At 56.7% G+C, this 19,497-nt stretch carries 17 protein-coding genes; 7 read left to right on the forward strand and 10 right to left on the reverse strand.

What is annotated here, in order from left to right:
- From ABLV66_RS00820 to yiaY, 5 genes are all read left to right on the forward strand, one after another.
- Positions 1-1,137, forward strand: a complete 1,137-nt coding sequence (locus ABLV66_RS00820) for an HlyD family secretion protein (protein ID WP_047047684.1) — start codon at positions 1-3, stop codon at positions 1,135-1,137.
- Positions 1,138-1,228: 91 nt separating this feature from the next.
- Positions 1,229-1,837 carry a glutathione S-transferase gene (locus ABLV66_RS00825; RefSeq protein ID WP_047078823.1) on the forward strand — a complete coding sequence of 203 codons (609 nt, stop codon included), beginning with the start codon at positions 1,229-1,231 and terminating at the stop codon, positions 1,835-1,837.
- 105 nt (positions 1,838-1,942) lie between these two features.
- Positions 1,943-3,331, forward strand: a complete 1,389-nt coding sequence (gene selA / locus ABLV66_RS00830; protein WP_047047691.1) for an L-seryl-tRNA(Sec) selenium transferase — start codon at positions 1,943-1,945, stop codon at positions 3,329-3,331.
- On the forward strand, positions 3,328-5,184 hold the full coding sequence (selB, locus tag ABLV66_RS00835) for a selenocysteine-specific translation elongation factor (protein ID WP_348876601.1): 1,857 nt from the start codon (positions 3,328-3,330) through the stop codon (positions 5,182-5,184). Before selA ends, selB begins: the two co-directional genes overlap by 4 nt.
- Before the next feature lie 169 nt (positions 5,185-5,353).
- Positions 5,354-6,505, forward strand: coding sequence for an L-threonine dehydrogenase (gene yiaY, locus ABLV66_RS00840; protein WP_213797573.1), 1,152 nt, complete (start codon positions 5,354-5,356; stop codon positions 6,503-6,505).
- A gap of 40 nt (positions 6,506-6,545) precedes the next feature.
- On the opposite strand, the gene araD is transcribed toward yiaY, so the two are convergent.
- The 8 genes from araD to yiaK are packed head-to-tail and all read right to left on the reverse strand — an operon-like array spanning position 6,546 to position 14,110.
- Entirely contained in the window at positions 6,546-7,244 is a 699-nt protein-coding gene (araD, locus tag ABLV66_RS00845) for an L-ribulose-5-phosphate 4-epimerase (protein ID WP_049060720.1), read from the reverse strand.
- The gene (locus ABLV66_RS00850; protein ID WP_045390681.1) at positions 7,238-8,098 is read right to left on the reverse strand and encodes an L-ribulose-5-phosphate 3-epimerase; all 861 of its coding nucleotides are present in this window, start codon (positions 8,096-8,098) and stop codon (positions 7,238-7,240) included. Before ABLV66_RS00850 ends, araD begins: the two co-directional genes overlap by 7 nt.
- Complete coding sequence (ulaD, locus tag ABLV66_RS00855) at positions 8,091-8,753, reverse strand: 3-keto-L-gulonate-6-phosphate decarboxylase UlaD (RefSeq protein WP_213797575.1); 663 nt, start codon at positions 8,751-8,753, stop codon at positions 8,091-8,093. The genes ABLV66_RS00850 and ulaD overlap by 8 nt, the downstream gene beginning before the upstream one ends.
- Entirely contained in the window at positions 8,750-10,255 is a 1,506-nt protein-coding gene (locus tag ABLV66_RS00860) for an FGGY-family carbohydrate kinase (protein ID WP_047047708.1), read from the reverse strand. Before ABLV66_RS00860 ends, ulaD begins: the two co-directional genes overlap by 4 nt.
- A 48-nt stretch (positions 10,256-10,303) precedes the next feature.
- Positions 10,304-11,623 carry an MFS transporter gene (locus ABLV66_RS00865; RefSeq protein ID WP_047047711.1) on the reverse strand — a complete coding sequence of 440 codons (1,320 nt, stop codon included), beginning with the start codon at positions 11,621-11,623 and terminating at the stop codon, positions 10,304-10,306.
- A gap of 50 nt (positions 11,624-11,673) precedes the next feature.
- Positions 11,674-12,597 (reverse strand): DUF4862 family protein, encoded by a 924-nt coding sequence (locus ABLV66_RS00870; RefSeq protein WP_047047713.1) that lies wholly within the window; start codon positions 12,595-12,597, stop codon positions 11,674-11,676.
- 38 nt (positions 12,598-12,635) lie between these two features.
- Positions 12,636-13,100, reverse strand: coding sequence for a YhcH/YjgK/YiaL family protein (locus ABLV66_RS00875; protein WP_045390696.1), 465 nt, complete (start codon positions 13,098-13,100; stop codon positions 12,636-12,638).
- Between the two features lie 11 nt (positions 13,101-13,111).
- On the reverse strand, positions 13,112-14,110 hold the full coding sequence (gene yiaK, locus ABLV66_RS00880) for a 3-dehydro-L-gulonate 2-dehydrogenase (RefSeq protein ID WP_045390698.1): 999 nt from the start codon (positions 14,108-14,110) through the stop codon (positions 13,112-13,114).
- Between the two features lie 217 nt (positions 14,111-14,327).
- On the opposite strand from yiaK, the gene yiaJ reads away from it, so the two are divergent.
- Complete coding sequence (gene yiaJ / locus ABLV66_RS00885) at positions 14,328-15,146, forward strand: IclR family transcriptional regulator YiaJ (protein ID WP_045390824.1); 819 nt, start codon at positions 14,328-14,330, stop codon at positions 15,144-15,146.
- Between the two features lie 118 nt (positions 15,147-15,264).
- Positions 15,265-15,753, forward strand: a complete 489-nt coding sequence (locus tag ABLV66_RS00890; RefSeq protein ID WP_045390701.1) for a 4Fe-4S binding protein — start codon at positions 15,265-15,267, stop codon at positions 15,751-15,753.
- Positions 15,754-15,789: 36 nt separating this feature from the next.
- On the opposite strand, the gene avtA is transcribed toward ABLV66_RS00890, so the two are convergent.
- Together avtA and ABLV66_RS00900 are read right to left on the reverse strand one after the other, a co-directional pair.
- Positions 15,790-17,046, reverse strand: coding sequence for a valine--pyruvate transaminase (avtA, locus tag ABLV66_RS00895; RefSeq protein ID WP_348876600.1), 1,257 nt, complete (start codon positions 17,044-17,046; stop codon positions 15,790-15,792).
- 172 nt (positions 17,047-17,218) lie between these two features.
- Positions 17,219-19,249, reverse strand: coding sequence for an alpha-amylase (locus ABLV66_RS00900; protein WP_348876599.1), 2,031 nt, complete (start codon positions 19,247-19,249; stop codon positions 17,219-17,221).
- Between the last annotated feature and the right edge of the window lie 248 nt (positions 19,250-19,497).

The raw sequence follows: 19,497 nt of genomic DNA on the forward strand, positions 1-19,497 counted from the left end.
ATGGACCTGTTGATCATTTTGACGTACGTGGCCATTGCGTGGTCGGTATTTAAAATATTCCGTATTCCGGTAAATAAATGGACGGTCCCGACCGCGGCCCTGGGCGGCGTATTTATTGTTAGCGCGCTTATTTTATTGATGAACTATAACCACCCTTATACTTTTACGGCGCAGAAAGCGGTTATTTCCATTCCTATTACGCCGCAGGTTACCGGCATTGTCAGCAGCGTGACCGATAAAGCCAACCAGCGGGTGAAAAAGGGCGAGGTATTATTTACTATCGACCCGGTGCGCTACCAGGCGCGTGTCGACCGACTGCAGGCCGATTTGGTCACCGCATTGCACAGTATCAACACCCTGAAAGCCCAACTGCAGGAAGCGCAGGCGAACACCGTGCGCGTTTCCGCCGAGCGCGACCGGCTGTATAAAGATTATCAGCGCTATTTGAAAGGCAGCCAGGCGCGGGTCAACCCGTTTTCGGAAAGCGATATCGATAATGCCCGGCAAAACTACCTTGCCCAGGATGCATTGGTGAAAGCCTCCGTCGCCGAGCAGGCGCAGATTCAGAGCCAACTGGATAGCACGCTGAATGGCGAACAGTCGCAGGTGGTGAGCCTGCGCGCGCAGTTGGCGGAAGCGAAATATAATCTCGATCAGACCACCGTCCGGGCGCCGAGCGATGGCTACATTACCCAGGTACTGATTCGTCCGGGAACCTACGCCGCGTCGCTGCCGCTGCGCCCGGTGATGGTCTTTATTCCGCAACAAAAACGGCTGATTGTCGCCCAGTTCCGCCAGAATTCGTTGCTCAGGCTGGAAGCCGGCGATGATGCCGAAGCGGTGTTTAACGCACTGCCAGGGCAGGTATTCCACGGTAAACTGGTAAACGTATTGCCGGTGGTGCCGGGGGGGACTTATCAGGCGCAGGGATCGCTGCAGTCGCTGAGCGTCACGCCGGGTACCGATGGCGTGCTGGCGACGATTGAACTGGATCCCGATGCGCAAGTCGATGCGCTGCCCGACGGCATCTACGCCCAGGTAGCGGTCTATTCCGACCATTTCACCCACGTGTCGGTGATGAGAAAAGTGCTGCTGCGCATGACCAGCTGGATGCACTACCTCTATCTCGATCATTAATGCGATCGGCGGCAGGTTGAGACAACGTCGCGCCTGCCATTTGCCTGCGCCTGAACCATACTGATCTTTTCGTTGGCGAAAGGAGCAGGCAATGAAACTTATCGGCAGCTATACCAGTCCTTTTGTACGTAAAATTTCCGTCATCTTGCTGGAAAAGGCGATTCCCTTCGAGTTTGTGAACGAACTCCCCTATAACGACGTCAACGGCGTGGCGCAGTACAACCCGCTGGGTAAAGTCCCGGCGCTGCTGACCGATGACGGCGCGTGCTGGTTTGATTCGCCCATTATTGCGCAATATCTGGAACTGCTTAACGTCGCGCCGGCGATGCTGCCCGCGGAACCTCTGGCGGCGCTGAAGATACGCCAGCTGGAAGCCTTATCTGACGGCATCATGGAGGCGGCGATCGCGCTGGTGCGGGAAAAAGCGCGTCCGGCGGCCCAGCAGTCAGAAACCGAGCTGCTCCGCCAGCGGGAAAAAATCGCCCGCGGTCTTGATATGTTGGAAGGGTATGCCGCCGACGGTACCTTGCGTAATGGTGAACTGAATCTGGCGACCATTACTGCCGCCTGCGCCATTGCTTATCTGAATTTCCGTCGCGTGGCTCCCGGATGGTGCGCGACGCGGCCAAAACTGGTCAAACTGGTCGAGACCTTATTTCAGCGCACCAGTTTTGCGCGTACCGAACCGCCAGGGAGTTGACCCAGGCAGGTAACAGTTTCCTCGCGCAGGCGTTACAATCGCCACTCATTGTTGACTCCCTCTCCCGTCGGGAGGGGGGAAAATAACTTATCGTCAGGTTCACTCATGTCTACCGATACTCGCGCGCTTTATACCCGGCTTCCGGCCATTGATCGTTTACTTCGCGATCCCGCTTTTGCTTTACTGCTCGATCGTCATGGCCATTCGCAAATCGTGGCGCTGCTGCGCCAGATGTTGGATGAGGCGCGGGAGCATATCCGCCAGGCGCAGGCATTGCCAGAGTGGTGCGACGACTGGCCGCAAGAGACCGCCAGCCGGCTGAATCTTAACCAGCAGAGCGCGCTGCGTCCGGTATTCAACCTCACGGGCACCGTGCTGCACACCAATCTGGGGCGCGCAATCCAGGCGGAAGCCGCGGTACAGGCGGTAGCGCAGGCGATGCGCGCGCCGGTCACGCTGGAATACGATCTCGACGATGCCGGACGCGGTCATCGCGACCGGGCATTGGCCGATCTGCTGTGCCGCATTACCGGCGCGGAAGATGCCTGTATCGTCAATAACAACGCGGCGGCGGTGCTGCTGATGCTGGCGGCAACGGCCAGCGGGAAAGAAGTAGTGGTCTCGCGCGGCGAACTGGTCGAGATCGGCGGCGCATTTCGCATCCCCGACGTCATGCGCCAGGCCGGCTGCCTGCTGCATGAAGTGGGCACTACTAACCGCACCCACGGCAAAGATTATCGTCAGGCTATCAATGAGCAGACCGCCCTGCTGATGAAAGTGCATACCAGCAACTACAGCATTGAAGGTTTTACCAAAGCGATTGATGAAGCGGAACTGGCGGAAATTGGCCGCGAATATGGCGTACCGGTGGTGGCCGATCTCGGCAGCGGCTCGCTGGTGGATTTGAGCCAGTACGGTTTACCGAAAGAACCAATGCCGCAGGAATTGATTGCCGCGGGCGTGAACCTGGTGAGCTTTTCCGGCGATAAGCTGCTCGGCGGGCCGCAGGCGGGGATTATCGTCGGCGACAGGTCGCTGATCGCGAAGTTACAGAGTCATCCGCTTAAGCGCGCGCTGCGGGCGGATAAAATGACCCTGGCGGCGCTGGAGGCGACTCTGCGCCTGTATTTGCATCCGGAAGCGCTGGCCGACGAGCTGCCGACGCTACGCTTGCTAACCCGCCGCGCCGAGGATATTCGCCAGCAGGGCGAGCGCATACAGCCTGCGTTAGCGGCGCACTATAGCGATTTTGACGTGCGCGTTGAAGCGTGTTTGTCGCAGATTGGCAGCGGGTCGTTGCCGGTCGACCGACTGCCCAGCGCCGCGTTAACCTTTACGCCGCGCGATGGTCGCGGCAGCCAGCTGGAAGCGCTGGCCGCCCGCTGGCGCGCCTTACCGATACCGACGATCGGCAGAATCTATGATGGCCGTCTGTGGCTGGATCTGCGCTGTCTTGAAGATGAACCCCGGTTTATGGAGATGTTATTGAGATGATTATTGCCACCGCCGGTCATGTGGACCACGGCAAAACCACGCTGCTGCAGGCGATTACCGGCGTCAACGCCGATCGCCTGCCGGAAGAGAAATCACGCGGGATGACTATCGATCTCGGCTACGCCTATTGGCCGCAGCCCGATGGCCGGGTGTTGGGTTTTATCGATGTTCCGGGGCATGAAAAGTTTTTGTCCAACATGCTGGCCGGCGTGGGCGGGATCGATCACGCGCTGTTGGTGGTGGCCTGTGATGACGGCGTGATGGCGCAAACCCGCGAGCATCTGGCGATTCTTCAGTTAACGGGAAAACCGACGTTAACCGTCGCGTTGACCAAAACGGACCGCGTGGAAGCGGCCCGCGTTGCCGAAGTTCGGGCGCAGGTGGAATCCACGCTGAGCGAGCTGGGGTTCGACGCCGCTGCTTTTTTCGCCACCGCGGCGACGGAAAATCTCGGCATTGCCGAACTGCGCAGCCATTTGCTTCAGCTGGCTGAGCGCGAGCATCCGCGACAGCAGCGTTTTCGTCTGGCGCTGGATCGCGCCTTTACCGTCAAGGGCGCGGGGCTGGTGGTGACCGGGACGGCGTTATCCGGCGAGGTAAAAATCGGCGATACCCTCTGGCTGACCGGCGCCAATAAACCCATGCGCGTCCGCGGGCTGCATGCGCAGAATCAGCCGGTTGAACAGGCGCGGGCCGGGCAGCGTATCGCGCTGAACATCGTCGGCGACGCGCAAAAAGAGGATCTCAGCCGCGGCGACTGGCTGCTCTCGGCGCAGCCCGCAGAACCTTGCGAGCGGGCGATTGTCGAGCTGACCTGCCACGCGCCCCTCAGCCAGTGGCAGTCGCTGCATATCCACCATGCCGCCAGCCATATCACCGGCCGCGTTTCGCTACTGGAAGGCAATTTGGCCGAGCTGGTGCTGGATACCCCGCTGTGGCTGGCGGATAACGATCGCCTGGTGTTGCGCGATATCTCCGCCCGTTTGACGCTGGCTGGCGCGCGGGTGGTGACGCTGAATCCGCCGCGCCGCGGTAAACGCAAACCGGAATATCTGCAGTGGCTCTCTTTGCTCGCCGCCGCGCGAGACGACGCGCAGGCGTTGGATATTCATCTGCAGCGTGATGCGGTGCGTCTTGACGAGTTTGCCTGGGCGCGGCAGCTGAGCGCCGACGGCCTGACGGCATTAATTAACCGTCCGGATTATCTGCAGGCCGGTAACAGTCTGCTTAGCGCGCCGCTAGCCGCCCGCTGGCAGAAAAAGCTGCTCGACGCGCTGGCCCGTTATCACGACCAGCATCGCGATGAGCCGGGGACCGGTCGTGAACGCCTGCGGCGAATTGCGCTGCCGATGGAAGATGAAGCGCTGGTGCTGCTGTTGATTGAACAGATGCGCAGCAGCGGCGTCATTCAAAGCCATCACGGCTGGCTGCACCTGCCGGAGCATAAAGCCGGGTTTACCGATGAGCAGCAGGCCATCTGGCAGCGCGTGGAACCGCTCTTCGCCGATGAGCCATGGTGGGTACGCGACCTGGCGCGCGATCTGAACGTCGAAGAGTCGTTGATGCGCGCGGTGCTGCGCCAGGCGGCGCAGCAGGGGATGATTACGGCGATCGTAAAAGATCGTTATTATCGCAACGATCGCATCGTTGAATTTGCGCAGTTGATCCGCCGACTGGATCTGCAGCGCGGTTCCACCTGCGCAGCGGATTTTCGCGATACGCTAAATATTGGCCGTAAACTGGCGATTCAAATTCTTGAATATTTCGACCGCATTGGCTTTACCCGCCGTCGTGGTAACGATCATCTTCTCCGCGACGCGCTGTTATTCCCTGAAAATAAAAACGGCGAATAATAACGCAAATGAAAAATTAAGCCGGTAATGTTTAACAGTACGTTAAAAATGAAAATATTAACGTACTGTTTTTCATCCAATTTCTTGCCAAAAATGGCGTTCAGGTCATGTTTTTTATTGCGACATCCTCGTACCCTTCCATGATATTCACCTAAATGAAGGAATCATCATGGCTGCATCGACTTTTTATATTCCGCCAGTAAACGTTATTGGCGCTGGTTCTGTTACTGAAGCGATGAATACTATCCAGCAATACGGATATCGTCGGGCATTAATCGTCACCGACGCGATGCTGAATAAATTAGGTATGGCGGGTGAAGTACAAAAGGCGTTGCAGGAACGGGATATCTTCAGCGTGGTGTATGACGGCGTGCACCCGAACCCGACGACTCTGAACGTCGAAAACGGCCTGGCGCTGCTGAAAGAGAATAACTGCGACTGCGTGATTTCTCTGGGCGGCGGTTCGCCGCACGATTGCGCGAAAGGGATCGCGCTGGTCGCGGCAAACGGCGGCAACATCCGTGACTATGAAGGGGTGGACCGTTCGGCAAAACCGCAACTGCCGATGATCGCTATCAATACCACCGCCGGTACGGCTTCGGAAATGACCCGCTTCTGCATCATCACCGATGTCGATCGCCACATCAAAATGGCGATTGTCGATAAGCACGTGACGCCGGTTCTGTCGGTTAACGACTCTTCGCTGATGATGGGGATGCCGAAATCACTGACCGCCGCTACCGGTATGGACGCGCTGACTCACGCTATCGAAGCCTATGTTTCTATCGCGGCGACGCCGATCACCGATGCCTGCGCGTTGAAAGCGATGACCATGATTTCACAGAATTTAACTCACGCAGTGGAAGATGGCGGTAATGAACAGGCGCGTGAAGCAATGGCCTATGCGCAGTTCCTCGCCGGGATGGCCTTCAACAACGCGTCGCTGGGCTATGTCCACGCGATGGCGCACCAGCTGGGCGGCTTCTACGATCTGCCGCACGGCGTCTGCAACGCCGTCCTGCTGCCATTCGTGCAGGAGTATAACTGCAGCGTCGCCGCCGCGCGTCTGCGTGACTGCGCGCAGGCGATGGGCGTGAACGTTGCCGGGCTAAACGATAAACAGGGGGCGGATGCCTGCATCGCGGCCATCCGCGAGCTGGCGCGTAAAGTCGGCATTCCGGCCGGTCTGCGCGATCTGAACGTTAAAGAAGAGGATATTCCGCTACTGGCCAGCAACGCGCTGAAAGATGCCTGCGGTTTAACCAATCCGATTCAGGCGACCCACGAAGAAATCATGGCGATTTTCCGCGCCGCGATGTAATCCTAAAAACTCCCCGGCGGCGATACGCCGCCGGGTGATGTTAGTTTTGCCCGTAATAGGCATTCGCGCCGTGCTTACGCAGATAATGTTTGTCGAGCAGTTCTTGCTGCATATCGGCCAGCTGTGGCGTGAGCTGACGGGAAAAAAGCCCCATATAAGCGCACTCTTCGAGGACGACGGCATTATGCACGGCGTCGGCGGCGTTTTTACCCCACGCAAACGGACCGTGTGAATGCACTAGCACTGCCGGGACCTGCATGGGATCGAGATCGCGCGCTTCAAAGGTTTTAACGATCACCTCGCCGGTCTGATACTCATATTCACCATTAATTTCATCGGCAGTCATCAGGCGGGTGCAGGGGATCGCGCCATAAAAATAATCCGCGTGCGTGGTGCCCCAGGCCGGTAAATCCAACCCTGCCTGCGACCAGATAGTCGCGTGGCGCGAGTGGGTGTGAACGATACCGCCGATTTGCGGGTAGCGGCGGTACAAGGCAAGGTGGGTTGGCGTATCGGAGGAGGGCTTTTTAGCGCCTTCAACCACATGGCCGCTGGCGATATCGACGACCACCATGTCGTCAGCGCGCATGACGTCGTACTCCACCCCGGATGGCTTGATAACCATCAGCTTGCCCGTTTCATCGACGGCGCTCACGTTGCCCCAGGTGAACGTCACCAGCTGATGCGCAGGTAGCGCCAGGTTGGCGGCTAATACCTCAGACTTCAATTGTTCTAACATGTGAAACCTCCTTCTTGCATCCGCGCTTCTATCCAGCGGCGCGCCTGTATAATTTCCAGTACCGGCTCTTTGGCTTTTTCCGTCCACATCTCAATTAAGAATGAACCGCGATAGTTCAGCTCATGCAGCGTTTTGAAGATGCCGACAAAATCGACACAACCCTCGCCGAAGGGGACGTCGCGAAACTGCCCCGGCGATTGTGCGGTTACGGGTAGCGTGTCTTTAAGATGGATAGCGGCGATGCGGTCGATGCCCAGTTTAAGCTCGGCGCTGACGTCGTTGCCCCAGGCGCTCAGATTGCCGACGTCCGGATAGACGCTGAACCACGGCGAGGCGAGCATCTCGTCCCACTTTTTCCATTTGCTGATGGAGTTCATAAACGCGGTGTCCATGATTTCGACCGCCAGCATGACCTGCGCCGCGGCCGCCTGTTCGACCGCCCACGCCAGCCCTTCGGCAAAGCGTTGCTGCGTGCCGTCATCGTGTTCTTCGTAGTAGACGTCATAGCCTGCCAGTTGGATGGTGCGGATCCCTAAATCGCGAGCCAGCTGAATGGCTTTGGTCATGATCTCGCGCGCCCGCAGGCGGGTTGGCTCATCGCGGCTGCCAAACGGGAAGCGGCGATGGGCAGACAGGCACATTGACGGAATGGCTACCCCGGTCTCCAGCATCGCCGCGACCAGAGAGGCGCGCTGGGTGGCGCTCCACTCCAGGCGCGCCAGACGTTCGTCGGTTTCATCGACCGACATTTCGACAAAATCAAAACCACAGCTTTTCGCCAGCACCAGCCGTTCCGGCCAGCTAAGGTTTTTCGCCAGCGCTTTCTCATAGATGCCTAAGGGATGATTACGCATGCTGCTCTCCCCAGATGGCGTCGATTTGGGCGTGGAAATCACCTGCCACCTGCGCGGGCTGCGCCGCGCCCGCCAGCGCGCGTCCGGCAATAAACGCTTTGACGTCAATATCGCTAAACAGGGGTAAGTCGGCCGGCGTGATGCCGCCGGTAATAGACAGTTGCAGGCCGATATCCGACAGCGCTTTCATACGCGCCAGATCGGCGTCGCCCCACTGCTGGCCGCTGGCCTGCGCATCGCGGCCGCGGTGATAAATCGCCTGGCGGACGCCGATGCGGTACCAGTCGCGCGCGTCATCCAGCGTCCAGTTACCGAAGAGTTCAATCTGAATATCGCCGCCGCAGGACTGGGCGACGGCATGGCCTTTCTCAACGGTCGCCAGCGGCGCGGCGCAGATAATGGTCATCCAGTCGGCGCCTGCGGCAAAGGCCTGTTGGGCCAGCGTTTCGCCAGCATCGGCGACTTTCCAGTCGGCGACGATGATTTTATCCGGACACTGGGCGCGCAGGGCTTTTACCGCGTTGAGTCCTTCCGTCAGACACAGAATTGTGCCCGCTTCCACGATATCAACGTGATGGCGCAGTACGGCGACATCGCGCTGAGCGGCTTCCAGGCTGGTATGGTCGAGCGCCAGTTGTAGTAATGGTCGGCTCATAATGTGTGCTCCTTAATGCGGGCGTGATAGCCCTGTAGTGCGCTAATCAATTGCTGGTATTGGCGGTATTTACGCTGATAAAGACGGTGTGCGGTCATGTCAGGCAGCAGGGTTCGTACCGGATGCTGCAGGCTGCTCAGGGCCTCGCGGAAGTGGCGATAGACGCCGGTACCGACGCGGGCGGCAAGCGCGGCGCCAAAACAACCGGTCTCTTCAACCTGCGGCAGTTCGATGCGCAGACCACTGACGTCCGCCAGCATTTGCATCCATACCTCGGAATGCGCCGGACCGCCGGTGACGCGCAGAGCCTGGACTCGGGTAAAGCGCTCGCGCATGCGGTTGAGATGCGTCATATGGCTGAAGACCACCCCTTCATACACCGCCTGTAGTAAATGCGCGCGGGTGTGCATGGCCTGCATGCCGTAAAAACCGCCGGTCATCTCCAGGCCGGCGTTACTACCGTAAAGGAACGGCAGAAAGAAGAGCTCGCTTCCCGCTGTTGGCAGGCTGGCGACGGCCTCATTAATCTCGGGAAATGAGAGCCCGCCCCACTGCGCGGTAAACCATTCAAGATTGCCGGAAGAGGTGGGGCTCGCTTCGTGGACGATGTATTCACCGTCATTGACGAAACGGCCATAGACGTAAGGATGAGCTTCATGCTCACGCAGCCCGTGGGTGATCCCGCTGGTAACCGCCCAGGTCCCCATCACCGCATTGAGCACTGATTCATCATTGAGGCCCGCGCAGAGCGCGGTAGAAACCACATCAAACAGACCGCCGACGACGGGCGTTCCCGCCGCCAGACCGGTAACGGCGGCCGCCTGAGCGGTGATTTCCCCGCATATTTCCGCAGAGCCGACGATCGGCGGTAGCGCCTCGTCAATTTCACTTATGCCTAACCACTGGGTCAGGCGTGGGTCGTATTGCCCGCTGTTCATGTTGTAGAGATTGGACTCAGAAATGTTGCTCTCTTCGCAGCCCTTCATCCCGGTTAAACGCCAGCGAAGATAATCATGGGCCATCATGACGCAGCCGATTTGCCCATAGCGCTGCGGTTCATTTTCTTTCAGCCACCGCAGCAATGAAGCGGGATGGCCGGTCCACAGCGTCTGGCGGGTAAGGGGATACAGTCGCTCAGGGATGCCATCCTGCTGCCAGCGTTGAACGATTTCCAACGCCCGACGATCGGAGGAGAGCATCGCGTTACCTAACGGGCGATCCTGTTTATCAAGTAAAAATAGCCCTTTGCCCTGCGCGGAGATAGCGATGCCCTTGATTTGCTTACCATTGACGTTAGCGGCGCTGAGCAGCCTGGCGATGGTTTCATGGCAGCGTTGCCAGAGCAGATCCATTTCCCGCTCGGCGTATCCCGGCTGCGCGCTGAGGGTGCGTAAAGGGCAGCGCTCGATACGCCGCTCTACGCCCTGGCTGTTATATAAACCGGCTTTTAGATAAGTACCGCCACAATCGATACCCAGCCAGAAGGTCTCTTTTTCACTCATCTTAGTCTTCCAGTTTTTCCGGACGACGCCTGGCCGTCCGGGACAGTTTTAAGCTGCGTGGTTACGCGGAGTCATCGTCTTTGCGGGTGCTGCGCCGGCATCGCATTTTGCCGGCAGCAGCAGCGCCATCAGGGCCGCCAGCGCCAGTGAGATAGCCAGGCAATAGACGCCGGCATCTTTGCTGTAGAGGGTGATCAGTACGCCCACGGCGTAAGGGCCGCAGAAGCCGCCGAGGTTACCGAGAGCGTTGATCACCCCGCGGGCGCCGCCGGCCATTTCGGCGCTGAACAGGCGTGCCGGTATGGTCCAGAACACGCCTGCGGCGGATTGCAGGAAGAATCCGCAGCCAACCAGCGCGGCATAGGCCAGCCAGATGTGATTTTTCAACGCCACGGAGAGGAACATGCACAGTGCGAAGCCGATCAGCGGCAGGCAGACAAATAGCTTGCGTTTGCCGGTACGATCGGAGAGCGAAGAGAAAAGGAACATACCGGCAATCGCGCCAACGTAGGGCAGGATGGCGAGCACGCCGACTTGTCCCATGCTGCTATGGGTCAGCTCTTTCAGAATGGTCGGCAGCCACAGGGTGTAACCGTAAATCCCGGTTTGGTAGAAGAAGTTAAGGGCGATGAGCTGCCACATGGTTTTGTCAGAGAGCACCGCGCCGAGCGAGGCATTTTTGACTTCAGTTCCGGCAATCGCCTTTTGTTCCGCCGCCAGCGTTTCGACCAGGTAGGTTTTTTCCGCTGCGGATATCCAGCGCGCTTCCTGCGGACGGTCATAAACGGTGTATGCCCACAGCGCCAGCACGACCACCGAGAGCAAGCCTTCGATAATAAATAGCCAGCGCCAGTCGAGAACGGTGATGATCCAGCCTGACAGCGGGGCGGTAATAATCCCGGCAATCGGCACAAACATAATCACAATGGCGTTGGCGCGGCCGCGTTCAGCGTCCGGGAACCAGTTGCTGATCATCGTTAGCACCACCGGCAGCATGCCGCCTTCCGCCACCCCTAATAAGAAGCGCAGGATCAGCAGTTGGTATTGATTGGTGATTAAACCGGTCAGTACGGAAATAATGGCCCAGGCGACCAGCGACCAGCCGATAAATTTCTTGCCGCTGCCGTGTACGGCAATTTTTCCGCCAGGGACTTGTAAGAATAAATAACCGATAAAGAAAATACCGCCAGCGAGCCCCGCCATGGTGGCGGAAATACCCAGTTCGGCATCCATACCGCCCGGCATCGCAAATGCGATATTAACGCGGTCCATATAGGAAATAATACAGGCAATAAGAATCGGTGGGATAATTCTGAGCCAACGCTGGCGTGGAATATCTTTTGCTGTAGGGCGAGAGGTCATGTTCATATTAATATTCTCGTAGAGTAAATATTATGACAATGAAAACGTAGTTGTTCTTATGCGTTTTTTAATAGGGTGATACCGTCACGCAAAATGGCTATGCGGTGGTTAACATCGGCATTCGCGTCTATTTCCAGTAATTTAATACCGGCGAACTGCAACGATGCGCCGGCGGCGCAGGCGAAAATATCGCGGGCATGCTGCGCGGTCATCAGGCTTTGCGGGCAGAAGGGGGCAAACGGCGCGTGTAAATCCTGCCATTCGCCATATTCGCCTGTTTGGGTGGTGCCGGAAAACATCAGCGCGCCCAGTTTCCCGGCCTGTTTAACCTGTCGGGTATGGGCCAACGGCAGCGCGGTATCGCGGCCTTCAATGGCCGAGCGCGCCCAGTTAATGCACACGCTTATCTCGTAGTCGGCAATAACTTCCAGTACATTATCCAGCGGCAGGAAGCCTTTACGCGGCGCCGGGCCATTCATCGCGTCACAGTGTTCCAGCACCAGGTCGCAGCGCCAGTCCCAACTGGCGATTTCTTTGAGCGAGCGGGAAAAGGCGTCCGTTGCCTGGGCGATGTTTTGATCTCCCGCCAGCGGCGCGGCCTGTAACTCAAGCGCGGTGACTTTACCGGGTTGAATACCGTTGATTTTATTAATTTTGCGATGAAGGTGGCGGTAGTATTCAACGCAGGCTACACGCTGTTGTTCATCGCTGGAGGCCAGACCGAAACCCGCGTTCTCTCCGCGGCGGCGCATGGTTTCCATAATGGCGGTAATCACAATTTGCCAGTTATCCGGCGTATGGCGCAGCAGCCACTCATCGCCTAAAGGATGGATATGCTCAAGACAAGGCTGTTCTATGCCACGAATATCTGGAGTATCGGCAAGTTGTCGCCAGAATTCCTTCTCTTCCTCTTCACTCTTTTGGTGAAATGAGGGGGCACAGGGATACGCACCGATAATATAACCGGTAGTAATGTTCATTATGTGCTCCTGTAAATTTAATGAGATAATTAGTTCTTTTACAGAATATCGATAGCTACCTTGACGACTATTTTTCTAATAGGGGTGGCAGTCATTTTAATGCATCCAGGGCGATGCACATCTTGTGGAAAGAATATGGCATAGCTACCGGGTATCATTTCAATAAACGATTCGTGTTGACTATCGTGATAAAAAATAATATCGCGCTGTTCTAATAACGATTCGCTGATCTGGTTATTTCCGCTATCGATGGCGATACCTATTTTTTCTTCACCGGAAGCGAGAAATTGAATATCTAAATAACGCCGATGTACCTCCGGACGGTTTTCTGTCGCCGCGCGGGTGGTCAGATCGATGATCTGCGCAAAAATATTCTTACCCTCAATTTCGACGACGCCGGGCGGCTGGTGGCGAAAATCGGTAGTCCGAAGAAAATCGAGCGCCTTTTCAATCGCTGCCGGTAGACGGCACGGATTCGGTTGTGAAATATGGCCGAAGATCATAGTGGTTTCCCCTATAGAGCCTGAATTTTGGCCCATACGCTGTCGTCGACGGTGATCCCATTACGGCGGTTTTCTTCCAGCAATCGCGTAAACTCGTGGCCCGGTAGGCGGACCGCCACATTTTCATCGGCGCGTTCGGCGGTGGTGATAAAGTCCATGATCCGCTGTAGTTTGGCATCGCGAGTTTTGCCATCAATGAGCTTGTCGACTTCAATGGCGATGAAAATCTGCGATACGCCATATTCGTCGCTATTGTCCTGGGTGACTTCAGCAACGGAGGAACCGTTGGAAAGCAGAGTGGCTATCATATCCAGCACAATTGATAAACCGGAACCCTTCCAGTAGCCCATCGGCAGGATACGGCGATTTTTCTCAATCACGCCGGGTTCTTTCGTCAAATTACCGTCATCATCAAACCCGCCATCTACCGGCAGCGTGCGGCCAGCCAGGCGATTAACCTCCAGCATGCCGTAAGAGAACATCGACATCGACATATCGACCATTGTGATGGGAGTGGAGGGAATTGCCACGATCAGCGGATTGGTGCCAATGCGGCACTCTTTCGCGCCCCACGGCGGCATGACGGCGATGGAGTTGGTCCAGCAAATGCCGATATAGCCTTTTTCCGCCGCCTGCCAGCCGTAGCTGCCGCCGCGCATCCAGTGGTTGGCGTTGCGTAATGCCACCAGGCCAATGCCGTGGTCGGAGGCCAATTCAATGGCGCGATCCATCATCTTTTTCGCCGTCAGATTGCCAATCGAACGCCGGGCATCCCACTGCTCAATAGCGCCAAGGCTGGTGACGCGCTGAGGTTTCGCATCCGGAATGATATCGCCGTTATCCAGTTGCTGAATAAAACGTGGAAAGCGATTCACTCCGTGTGAGTAGACGCCGGATTCCGTGGTGCGGGCGAACATTTCCGCGCAGGCGTCGGCGGTTTCCGCCGCAATACCGCGTGAGAGTAATACCCGATTGAACGCCTCTTTTAGCTGCGCAAAAGTTACTTTCATTCCCGTGTTCCCCTTAGGGTTTGAGTGATTTTTTATCTTTACGTTTCACATATCGAAATCTGATTTCAAATATAACGATCAATTTTTGACAGATCAACGGCAGATGCTATTTTTAAAAATCATTAAAATCAGTTGGTTGTGTTTTTTCAGTTCAGATCGTGAACTGAACCACACTTTGCGCTACCATCAGAGCGCGATTAAAAAGGAAGCCGAAGCGATGGGCACAAAAGAGAGTGAAATGACGCAAGAGAAAGAGAGGCCAGCCGGAAGCCAGAGTCTATTTCGCGGGTTAATGCTGATTGAGATCCTCAGTAACTATCCAAACGGTTGTCCGTTGGCGCATCTGTCTGAACTGGCGGGCCTGAACAAAAGTACCGTGCATCGGTTGTTGCAGGGCCTGCAGTCCTGCGGCTACGTTACGCCGGCGCCTGCCGCCGGAAGTTACCGCCTGACCACCAAATTTATAGCCGTGGGCCAAAAGGCGCTGTCGTCGCTGAATATTATTCATGTCGCTGCGCCGCATCTTGAAGCTTTAAACATCGCCACCGGCGAGACGGTGAACTTCTCCAGCCGTGAGGACGACCACGCGATTCTGATTTATAAGCTGGAGCCGACTACCGGTATGCTGCGTACCCGCGCCTATATTGGCCAGCATATGCCGCTGTACTGTTCGGCGATGGGTAAGATCTACATGGCGTTCGGCCATCCTGACTACGTTGCCAGCTACTGGGATAGCCATCAGGATATTATTCAGCCGTTGACCCGTAACACCATTACCGGCCTGCCGGCGATGAACGACGAGCTGGCGCAGATTCGTGAACGTAATATGGCGATGGACCGCGAAGAGAACGAACTCGGCGTCTCGTGCCTGGCGGTACCGGTATTCGATATTCACGGTCGCGTGCCTTACGCCATTTCGATTTCGCTGTCGACTTCGCGCCTGAAACAGGTTGGTGAGAAAAATCTGCTTAAACCATTGCGTGAAACGGCAGAGGCGATTTCCCGCGAGCTGGGGTTTGTTATTCGCGAAGGCTAAGGCAATTGGCGAGATCTTGCTGGGTATTTGCCTAAAACGCAGCTGATTCCATTCAGGATCAAAGCGCGCAGCGGGGTTTTTCTGGCACGCTGCGTTTTTATCCCGAAGGGAGTTGAGGATGAACCGGTTTATTATCGCCGATGCGCAAAAGTGTATTGGCTGCCGAACCTGCGAGGTGGCCTGCGTGGTGTCGCATCAGCAGGGGCAGGATTGTTCTACCGTTTCTGCAAGACGCTTTGCGCCGCGGATCCGGGTAGTGAAGAGCGATGAGTTATCAACGGCGACGCTGTGTCGTCAGTGCGAAGATGCCCCTTGCGCGAACGTCTGCCCGGAAGGGGCAATACGCCATGAGGGCGACGTCTGGCGAGTCGATCAACGGCTGTGCATTGGTTGTAAAAGCTGTATGGTGGCGTGCCCTTATGGGGCGATGACGGTGATGTTGACCGACGAAGGCGTGCAGGCGCTGAAGTGCGACCTGTGCGCGCACCGGCAAACGGGGCCGGCGTGCGTAGCGGCCTGCCCGACTCAGGCGCTGCGCTGTATTGAGCCCGCCGAGCTGGAAAGATTAAGCGCCGAGCGCCGTCGTTGGGCGGCGCAGGCAATGTAACTGGATGTTCCCGGCCAGCGATGGCCGGGAACATCATCAGGCGTCTTGCTCCTGCCAGGCGCGCTCAATCTCTTCGGCAAGAATTTTAACCCCCGCCTCGATTTTCTCCGGGTCCGGCACGTAGTTCATGCGCATGCACTGATGCGTATGCGGCCACGGCTTGTCCAGCCCCGGGAAGAAGTAATCGCCCGGTACCATCAGCACGCCGCGTTGCTTCAGGCGCTGATACAGCAGCTCGGTGGAGATCGGCAGATCCTTAAACCACAGCCACAGGAAAATCGCCCCTTCCGGTTTATGAATCAGGCAGCGTTCTTCCGGCAAATAGCGGCGAATGGTAGCAATAGTTTCCTGAACACGCTGATAATAGAACGGTTTAATTACCGTTTCGGACAACCGCAGCAGGTCCTTGCGCTTGATCATTTCGCACATCATCGCCGGCCCAATTCCGCCAGGGGCGAGGCTGATAATGCCGTTCATATTGCTGATCGCGGTGATGATTTTTTCGTTGGCGATGATGATGCCGCAGCGGGTGCCCGGCAGTCCGAGCTTGGATAAACTCATGCACAGCACAATATTCGGGTTCCACAGCGGGCGCGCTTCGCTAAAGATAATGCCGGGGAAAGGTACGCCATAGGCGTTATCAATAACCAGCGGGACGCCATGCTGGTTAGCGAGAGCATCCAGTTTGATGAGCTCTTCATCGGTAATGACGTTACCGGTCGGGTTGGTTGGCCGGGAGACGCAGATCATTCCCGTCTCTTCGGTGATCTGCAGGTGTTCGAAGTCCACGTGATATTTGAACTGGCCTTCCGGCAGCAGTTCAATGTTGGGGCGGGTGGCGACAAACAGATCCTCTTCCAGCCCGGAATCGGCGTAGCCGATATATTCCGGCGTCATCGGGAACAGCACCTTGCGGGTGGTGCCGTCGGCACGGCGGCCGGCAAACAGGTTAAATAAGTAGAAAAATGCGCTCTGGCTGCCATTCGTCAGAGCAATATTCTGTGGTTCGATCTCCCAACCTAATTCTTCGCGCAGCATTTGCGCAAGCAAGGTCAGAAGCTCGCTTTTCCCTTGCGGACCATCATAATTGCAAAGCGCATCAAGGGCTTTGCCGTTATCCAGCATATCGGCCAGCAGGCTATTGAAGTATTCATTCATCTCCGGGATTTGCGCGGGGTTGCCGCCGCCCAGCATGATCGCGCCCGGTGTGCGCAGGCCGTCATTGAGGTCTTCCATCAGGCGGGTGATGCCTGAATGACGGGTGAATTTGTCGCCGAAAAGTGAAAATGTCATCGCGGATATTCTGTTGGTCTTCTGGAAAGGGAATTACCATAACGCCAGCGTCAACGCGGTGCAAATCGGCACAGGAGGGAGCGATCTATTTTTTGTTCTGCTAAAAGTGGAGATGTTAGTAATTTGTGCTGAAAAGGCTCCCGCCAGCGGCAAGGAGCCCGGTAAGCGACTGCTATTGCTGTCCGGCCCAGACAACCATCACTTTATCAGCGCTGCTTTCACGCACGAAACCATAGCCCTGCTCTAGCGTCAGCGTCTGTTGTTTACCCATACCAATGGCCGGATGGCGGGCGCGGAATTGGGCGATTTTTTGCCAGTGCGCGACGTTATCGGATGCGCTACCGACAACATCCTGCCAGTTCATATCGGAGCGGGTACCCTGCAGCGGGTCGGAACCCGTGGGGCCGAACGGACGTGAAGATTCATCGCCATAGAAGAGTTGTACGGCGCCTGGCGCGAGTAATAGCAGTTCCGCCGCCCGGCTGCCGCCTTCGCGGAACAGGCGGGTATCGTGCGAGGAGAGATAGCTCAGCACGTTGAAATCCTGCAGCTTGTCCGCCATCTGCTGCCAGGTGGCGTCCATGTTTGCGAGACAGTTTGCTGCTTTCGCCGCTTGATCCTGATAATCGAAATTAATCATCGCGTCGAAACCGTGGCGATAGTAGTCGCTCTGCATCACGCCGTGGCCCCAGGCCTCGCCGGTCATCCAGAATGGGGCGTCATCCAGCGCTTTCTGCGGATTCGCTTTTTTCCAGTCTGCCAGCGCGGCCGTGGCCTGCGTTTTGAGCTGCTGCCAGGCGTCCAGTTCGACGTGTTTCGCAGTATCGACGCGGAAGCCGTCAATCCCATAGTCGCGTACCCATTGGCTAAGCCAGTGGGTCAGATAGTCGCGCGGCGTGTAGCCGGCTATCTCTTTGGCGGCGGTATCCGGCTTGTGACGGTAGAAATTTGGCAAGCCAGAAGGGAGCGTCGATTCGGTTTTCAGATCCGGCAGGAACGCCAGCGACATGGTGAGATCGTCGAAACCTGGATTGTCGTAGTCGCCGATATCGGTGCGGATCCATTTTTTCCCCCACCATTGTTCCCAGCCCGCTTTATCGCTGAAGTTGATATAGTCATTGAAGCTATGCCAACTTTGCCCCGGCGCCGGTTTCCAGTCGGTCCAGCGCTCGCCAAGTGTTTTTTTCAGTTCATCGCCTTTCAGGTACAAGGAACCGAAGTGAAATTCCTGCATATCGGCGAGCGTGGCGTAACCGGTGTGATTCATGACGATATCAAACAGGACGCGCATGCCGCGCCGATGGGCCTCATCAACCAGTTGCCGAAGATCGGCTTCGTCACCCATGTTGGCGTCAAGACGGGTCCAGTCCTGGGTGTAGTAACCGTGATAAGCGTAGTGGGGGAAGTCGCCTTTGGCGCCGCCGCCAACCCAGCCGTGAATTTGCTCCAGCGGCGAGCTTATCCACAGCGCGTTGATGCCAAGCTGTTGAAGATAATCCAGCTTGCTGGTCAGCCCCTGTAAATCGCCGCCGTGGAAGGTGCCTATCTCCTGCATATCGTCTTTATGGCGCCCGTAGCTGTTGTCATTGGTCGGATTACCGTTGACGAAGCGATCGGTCAGGACAAAATAGATCGTGGCGTTATGCCAGTTAAACGGCGCGCTGGCGGCGCTATCCGCTTGTTCAAGCAGCAGGAGCCCATTACTGCCTTCGGCGGGCTGCAGCGTGATTTTGCCTGCTTTCACCGTAGCGAGATTACCGCTGTAAAAATCGCGGACCTGGCTTCCCTCGGCAAACGTCTGGCCGACATCAAACGTTAACGGTTTACCATCCCACTTCGGACATTGGCGCACCAGCGGCTGCGTGCTGGCTGTTTCCTGTTCCGCCAGCGACAGCATCAGCGTTGGCGTACCGGAGCGGGTATCGACTTCCAGCGTATAGCGCCCGTCGCGGAACACGCGCCACTGCGGCGGCGTATCCCGACAAGGTTCCAGCGATAGCATCTGATTGAGTTTTATCGCCCCCGCAGGCTGCCAGCACTGTTGGTCAAAACTTATCCGCAAAGGGCGGGTACCCTTCGTCACCTCATTTTGCGTCGTGAAGCGGCCTGCATCCTGTTCAGTGAAGGCGGGAAAGTCAGCGGTTGTCCAGGCGGCAAAAGCCATCCCGGGCAGCAGTAGCGAGGCGAGCGCAGCGAGTTTCATGCTGGAGTCCTGTTAGCGGTTTTTATCACAGTGTGCCTGCACGCCATAAGGTTGAACTCATCCTGCCGGTAATTTTGCGGGGAGGATGAAAAGGGGTGAGTGATTTAGTTCAAAAAATGAGCTATAAATGAGACGGAGATAGCATTTCTGCACCTTCGCGACGGTGCAGAAACCGATTTCAGATGACAGCGATTCGGAATTGGACTATTTCTCTTGATGCTCTCTCTGGGTATTTTTGATACTATTCG

This window comes from Klebsiella sp. CN_Kp073, from assembly GCF_040065495.2.
In the GTDB taxonomy this organism is placed as follows: domain Bacteria; phylum Pseudomonadota; class Gammaproteobacteria; order Enterobacterales; family Enterobacteriaceae; genus Klebsiella; species Klebsiella aerogenes.